This window comes from Pseudomonas sp. JH-2 (assembly GCF_036231725.1).
Lineage (GTDB): Bacteria > Pseudomonadota > Gammaproteobacteria > Pseudomonadales > Pseudomonadaceae > Pseudomonas > Pseudomonas delhiensis.
In genome coordinates this window covers 78,467-84,731 of the sequence record NZ_JAZAQP010000030.1, presented here as the reverse complement: position 1 = coordinate 84,731, position 6,265 = coordinate 78,467, and the positions used below count along the sequence as shown (strand labels likewise).

General features: G+C 67.8%; 5 protein-coding genes. All 5 read right to left on the bottom strand.

The features are described 5' to 3' along the window. Window positions 1-218: 218 nt before the first annotated feature. Window positions 219-737, bottom strand: a complete 519-nt coding sequence (locus VV867_RS20060) for a nucleoside 2-deoxyribosyltransferase (protein ID WP_328567358.1) — start codon at window positions 735-737, stop codon at window positions 219-221. 2 nt (window positions 738-739) lie between these two features. Further along, a complete protein-coding gene (locus VV867_RS20055; protein WP_328567357.1) occupies window positions 740-1,825 on the bottom strand; it encodes a calcium:proton antiporter in 1,086 nt (361 codons plus the stop codon). A 1,071-nt stretch (window positions 1,826-2,896) separates the two neighbouring features. Further along, entirely contained in the window at window positions 2,897-3,343 is a 447-nt protein-coding gene (locus tag VV867_RS20050) for an NfeD family protein (protein WP_109933883.1), read from the bottom strand. A gap of 4 nt (window positions 3,344-3,347) precedes the next feature. Then, window positions 3,348-4,286 carry an SPFH domain-containing protein gene (locus VV867_RS20045; protein WP_328567356.1) on the bottom strand — a complete coding sequence of 313 codons (939 nt, stop codon included), beginning with the start codon at window positions 4,284-4,286 and terminating at the stop codon, window positions 3,348-3,350. A gap of 121 nt (window positions 4,287-4,407) precedes the next feature. Then, window positions 4,408-6,192 carry a GspE/PulE family protein gene (locus VV867_RS20040; RefSeq protein ID WP_074978177.1) on the bottom strand — a complete coding sequence of 595 codons (1,785 nt, stop codon included), beginning with the start codon at window positions 6,190-6,192 and terminating at the stop codon, window positions 4,408-4,410. Between the last annotated feature and the right edge of the window lie 73 nt (window positions 6,193-6,265).

Genomic DNA, 6,265 nt, shown 5'->3' with positions numbered 1-6,265 from the left:
GATACGGCAATTCCGTGATCCTAAATGCGTTACCTATGTCTCCCGACACCTGTTACCCATGTCTCCCGGCAGAACACGAAGCGATACCCATCACCGTGACCGCATGGGTTTCGCAAGTGCAACCCATCCTACGAAAAGCGCCTCGGCGCAGTCGTGTAGGAGCGGGCCCTGCCCGCGAATCGCGCGCAGGGCGCGCTCCTACATGGGCGCGGTTACGCTCATTCCGCCGGCTGCACATCCTGGCGCAGCAGTTCCAGCGCCTCGCGCGGGCCGCCGGAGACGATCTGGGTGGGCACCGCCAGCATCAGGTTCAGCGGCAGGCCGAAGGCTTCCAGGACGTTGCCGTCGCGGTCGCGGCCGGGTTGCTCGCCCAGCCATTCCGGGTACTTGCGGCGCATGCGCTCGGCGTAGCTGCCGGCGTCCGGCAGGTAGCCGTACAGCGGCTTGCCCAGGGCCGCGGCGTAGCCGACCTCGAAGCAGGTGCCGCTGTCCGGTTCGCTGCCGCGGAAGGACGCCAGGTTGGCCAGCACCACGTCGGCCTCGGCGAGCATCCGCAGGTTGGCGCGGTACAGCCAGATCGCCTGCTGGTGCGGCTCCGCGATCGCCTCCGGCTGCCGGTTGTCCAGCGGGAACAGCCCTTCGAAGCCGTACTCCACGCACAGCGCCTTGAGCCGTTCGCCGTACGCGGCGGCGTCGGGGCGGAACACGTCGGGGCCGGCGAGGTAGATCTTCAGCATGCTTACAAACCCATGAGCGACAGCATCAGGAAGGTGGCGAAGAGCACGAAGTGGGTCATGCCCTCGATGGCGTTGGTCTTGCCATCGTGCAGGTTGAACCCGGCCACCACCAGGGTGATGAACATCATCCCGGTCTGCAGCGGGGTCATGGCCATCTGGAACGGCTGGCCCTTGAACAGCGCCAGGGCCTCGATCACCGGCACCGTGAGGATCACCGTGGACAGCGAGGCGCCGAGGGCGATGTTGACCACCGGCTGCATACGGTTGGCCAGGGCGGCGCGCAGCGCGGTGAGGATCTCGGGGCTGGCGGAGATGGCCGCCACCAGCAGCGCCGGCACGATCGGCGGCACGCCGCTGCCTTCCAGGCTGACGTCCAGGGCCTTGGACATCACCTCGGCCAGGGCGCCGATCAGCACCACGCCGACCACCAGCAGGGCCATGGAGCCGCGGGTGCCGCCGTGCTCCTCGTCGGCCTCGTGGGGCTGCTGCTTGCGCACCGCGTAGTTGTAGCTGAAGAAGTAGCTGTGCTGGCCGGTCTGCATGCGTAGGAACAGGCCGTAGAGCATCAGCATGCAGCCGATGGTGAACAGCGAGTAGAGCTTCCACTGCGCGGCCGGGATCAGCTCGGGGATGACCATGGAGATGCCCACCGCGGTGAGGATCATGCTCACGTAGGTCTTGCCCGAGTCGTCGTTGTAGGCCTGCTCGCCGTGCTTGAGGCCGCCGAGCAGCGCGGCCAGGCCGAGGATGCCGTTCATGTCCAGCATGACCGCGGCGTAGATGGTGTCGCGGGCCAGGGTCGGCGAATGGTTGTGGCCCATCATGATGGCCAGGATGACCACCTCCACCAGCACCGCCGCCAGGGTCAGGATCATGGTGCCGTAGGGCTCGCCGACCTTCTCCGCGAGCACCTCGGCATGGTGCGCCACGCGCAGCGAGACGCTGATGATCGAGGCCAGCAGCACGCTGGCGGCCACCCCGGCCACGGCCTTGCCGCCGGCCAGCAGGCTGTGCTCCAGGGCGTAGGCCAGCACGGCCAGGAGCAGGGCGAGGAGGAGGAATTTCTCGTCTTTGAGCAGGCGCAGCATTCGAGGGGGATGTCCGTTCCGTGGGGTCGAGGCGCCCATCTTAGGCCCTGCCCGGGGCCTTGCCCACCGTCGGCGGGAACGTAGGAGCGAGCCTGCTAGCGAACTCTGGCCTCTCGCTCCTCCCTTAACCTTGCCATTCTCGCGAACGCGGGAACCTAGCTGCCTTGGCTTGGGTGTTTCTGCGCCGCTCCGAGTCTGCCCGACCTTCTTGTTTCGCCCCCTCGGGCGAGTCCCTTTTGTCAGTCGCCACAAAAGGAACCAAAAAGGCTTGCCCCGCCATACGGGCCCGATGAAGCCGGGCTACCCTCGCGAACTCCCCCGCCACGGAGGCCCGCCCCGAGGGTACGTCCCTGTAGCCCATCGGGGCTCTCGCGACATCCATGTCGCATGACCTCCTGAGCGCCGGTTTCGCTCGGCCTTCTGAAGGGGCGTTCCGGTGCGCGCGGAGGTTTCTCTGGAAGTCCAAAAAAACCAGAGCAAGAGCGGGCATGCTCTTCGTAGGAGCGAGCTTGCTCGCGAACCTGGTTTTCCGCGTTCGCGATAGCTCGTAGGGCGCATAACGCCTACGGCGTTATGCGCCGTTTGCGTCGAACCTCGGTGCATTGGTCAACGGCGGATAACCGCGAACGGTTATTCGCCCTACGAGTTTGCCGGCTGACGCTGTGTTATCCGCTTGCTCGGGACAGCCCCCTCTCCCTTCAGGGAGAGGGTTGGGGAGAGGGGACGGACTTCGCTCTGGCACTTCTGCCAAACCCTGGCTCCGCTCCCCCTCCCTAACCCTCCCCCGCAAGCGGGAGAGGGGACCGTCCGGCGCGAGGCGAAACCACAAAGCTCCCGGGCTCCCCGTAGGGCGGATAACGCCTACGGCGTTATCCGCCATGATCGCGGACAAGGTCCGCTCCTACGGTTCCAGGAGGCACGGACGTAGGGCCCTGCCCGCGATTCGCGCGCAGGGCGCGCTCCTACAGGTGGAGCCGGAGGTGGGCATGGCGCGTAGGAGCGGATCTTATCCGCGATTCGCGCCGGCTATCGCGGACAAGGTCCGCTCCTACAGGGGCGTGAGGCGTCAGCTCAGGCCGGCTCCACCAGCAGCACGGCGCCGTCCTGCCCGGTGACCTTCACCTGGGCGCCGGCCGGCAGGTCCGGGCCGCTGACCAGCCACAGGCTGTCGCCGACGCGGATCTTGCCGCGGCCGCCGATGATGGCGTCGTGCAGGGCGAACTGCCGGCCGACCAGCTCGCTGCCGCGGCGGTTCAGGCCGCTGGCGGCTTCGCCGGCGCCCGGGCGGTGCTGGTAGCGCCACCAGAACGCCACGGTGAGCAGCGCCAGGATGCCGAAGGCGAGGAACTGCCAGGTCCAGGCCAGGGCCGGGGCGAAGAAGGCCAGCACGCCGGTAGCCGCCGCGGCGATGCCGATCCACAGCAGGTAGCCGCCGGCGCCGAACACCTCGAGGATCAGCAGCAGGGTGCCGAAGGCCAGCCAGTCCCAGAAGCTCAGGTGTTGCAGGTAGTCCCACATGACCTCAGCCCCGGCCCTTGGCGCCCGGGGCGCCGTCGCCGAAGGTGGCCCTGACGATCTCGCCGATGCCGCCCACCGCGCCTATCACCTGGCTGGCCTCCAGGGGCATCAGCACGATCTTGCTGTTGTTCGAGGCGGCCAGCTGGCCGAGGGCGTCGACGTATTTCTGCGCGACGAAGTAGTTCACCGCCTGCACGTTGCCGCTGGCGATGGCCTCGGAGACCACCTGGGTCGCCCGCGCCTCGGCCTCGGCCTGGCGTTCGCGGGCCTCGGCTTCGAGGAAGGCGGCCTGGCGCTGGCCCTCGGCCTTGAGGATCTGCGCCTGCTTCTCGCCCTCGGCGGTGAGGATTTCCGCGGCGCGCTTGCCCTCGGCATCGAGAATCTGCGCGCGCTTGAGGCGCTCGGCCTTCATCTGGCTGGCCATGGCTTCCACCAGGTCGGCCGGCGGGCTGATGTCCTTGATCTCGATGCGGGTGACCTTCAGGCCCCAGGGCGCGGTGGCCTCGTCGACGGTGCGCAGCAGGCGCTCGTTGATGGCGTCGCGCTGGCTGAGCATGTGGTCCAGCTCCATGGAGCCGAGCACGGTGCGGATGTTGGTCATCACCAGGTTGCGGATGGCGTTCTCCAGGCCGCTGACCTCGTAGGCCGCGCGCGCCGCGTCGACCACCTGGTAGAAGCACACCGCGTCGATCTGCACGATGGCGTTGTCGGCGCTGATGGCCTCCTGCGGGGGGATGTCCAGCACCCGCTCCATCATGTTGATCTTCTGCCCGACGCGGTCCATCACCGGGACGATGATGTTCAGCCCCGGCTTGAGGGTGCCGGTGTAGCGGCCGAAGCGCTCCACCGTCCACTCGTTGCCCTGGGGCACCACCTTGAAGCCCATGAACACGATCGCCACCGCGAGGATGACGAAGAGGATCAGGACACTGCCGGTTTCCATTTGCTGCACTCCTTGGTCGATTCGGACTTCCGTGGCGCCCGGCCCCCGGAGGGGCGGGGCAAGCGGGCAAAGCTAACGCTTTCCCGTGTCATCCCGCGAGCACATCGGACTCGGAGATTTCCTATTTCTGCTCGCTCTGCGGTGTCACCCGCAGCACTTCCTCGATGGTGGTCAGGCCCGCGGCGACTTTCTGCGCGCCGGACAGGCGCAGGCTGCGCATGCCTTCCTTGAAGGCCTGGCGGCGCAGCGGGATGAGGTCGGTGTCGGCGGTGATCTGTTCCTTCAGGCTGTCGGTCAGCAGCATGATCTCGTACACCCCGGCGCGGCCGCGGTAGCCGGTGTCGCGGCACTCCAGGCAGCCCACCGCCTGCTGCGCGCCGGTGGGCAGCGGGGCGTTCCAGGGCCGCGTCAGCTCCTGCCAGTCGCTCTCTTCCAGCTCCAGCGGCGCCTTGCAGTGCGGGCACAGGGTGCGCACCAGGCGCTGGGCCATGACGCCGAGCACGGTGGCGCGGATCAGGTAGTAGGGCACGCCCAGTTCGAGCAGGCGGGTGATGGCCGTGGGCGAGTCGTTGGTGTGCAGGGTGGAGAGCACCAGGTGCCCGGTCAGCGCCGCCTGGATGGCCATCTCGGCGGTCTCCAGGTCGCGGATCTCGCCGACCATGATGATGTCCGGGTCCTGCCGCAGCAGGGCGCGCACGCCGCTGGCGAAGGTCAGGTCGATGTTGTGCTGCACCTGCATCTGGTTGAACGAGGGCTCGATCATCTCGATCGGGTCCTCGATGGTGCAGACGTTCACCTCGTCCGTGGCCAACTGCTTGAGCGTGGTGTACAGGGTGGTGGTCTTGCCCGAGCCGGTGGGGCCGGTGACCAGGATGATGCCGTTGGGCTGGTTGGTCATGCTCTGCCAGCGGCGCAGGTCCTCGGGGGAGAAGCCCAACTGGTCGAAGCTCTTGAGCAGCACCTCGGGGTCGAAGATCCGCATCACCATCTTCTCGCCGAAGGCGGTGGGCAGGGTCGACAGGCGCAGCTCCACCTCGGCGCCGTCCGGGGTCTTGGTCTTCACCCGGCCGTCCTGGGGCTTGCGCTTCTCGGCGACGTTCATGCGGCCGAGGGACTTCAGGCGGCTGACCACCGCCATGGTGACCTGCGGCGGGAACTGGTAGACGTTGTGCAGCACGCCGTCGATGCGGAAGCGCACCGTGCCCTGCTCGCGCCGCGGCTCGATGTGGATGTCGCTGGCGCGCTGCTGGAAGGCGTACTGGAACAGCCAGTCGACGATGGTGACGATGTGCGCGTCGTTGGCGTCCGGCTCCTGGTCGCTGGCGCCCAGGTTGAGCAGCTGCTCGAAGTTGCCCACGCCGCTGGTCTTCATGTCCTGGGCGGAGGCGCCGCTGACCGACTTGGCCAGGCGGTAGAACTCGGTGGTGAAGCGCTGGATGTCCTGCGGGTTGCACACCACGCGCTTGATCGGGCGCTTGAGCACGTGGGTCAGGTTGCCTTCCCAGCTGTGCACGAAGGGCTGGGCGCTGGCGATGGTGACGCTGTCCGGCGCCACCGCCACGGCGAGAATCCTGTGGCGCTGGGCGAAGGCGTAGGACATCAGCGGGGTGACCGCGGCGACGTCGATCTTCAGTGGGTCGATGCGCAGGTAGGGCTGGCCGGAATATTCGGCCAGCCAGTGCACCAGGGCGTCGAGGTCCAGGTGGCGGCCGGGGCGGTGCTGGTCCGGCACCTGCTGGGCGGCGAGGAATTCCAGGGGATGCTGCTGGTTCTTCACCGCGCTGCGGCGGATCGCCAGGCACTGTTCGGCGTCGTTCTGCGCGACGCGGCCCTGGGCGACCAGCTCGTGGAGGATATCGGCCAGGTCAAGCCAGCGATCCTGGGCGGGCGAAGCGAAGACGGACATTCGGACTCCCTGCGTTCGTGTGTGCCGCGGACGGCTGCGGGTGGAGCTGGTCTGAGTCCGGCCCGCGCCGTCG

Excerpts from the sequence above, each read along its gene's own strand:
- VV867_RS20060 (WP_328567358.1), bottom strand. The coding sequence starts at position 737 with ATGCTGAAGATCTACCTCGCCGGCCCCGACGTGTTCCGCCCCGACGCC.
- VV867_RS20045 (WP_328567356.1), bottom strand. The coding sequence starts at position 4,286 with ATGGAAACCGGCAGTGTCCTGATCCTCTTCGTCATCCTCGCGGTGGCG.
- VV867_RS20050 (WP_109933883.1), bottom strand. The coding sequence starts at position 3,343 with ATGTGGGACTACCTGCAACACCTGAGCTTCTGGGACTGGCTGGCCTTC.
- VV867_RS20055 (WP_328567357.1), bottom strand. The coding sequence starts at position 1,825 with ATGCTGCGCCTGCTCAAAGACGAGAAATTCCTCCTCCTCGCCCTGCTC.
- VV867_RS20040 (WP_074978177.1), bottom strand. The coding sequence starts at position 6,192 with ATGTCCGTCTTCGCTTCGCCCGCCCAGGATCGCTGGCTTGACCTGGCC.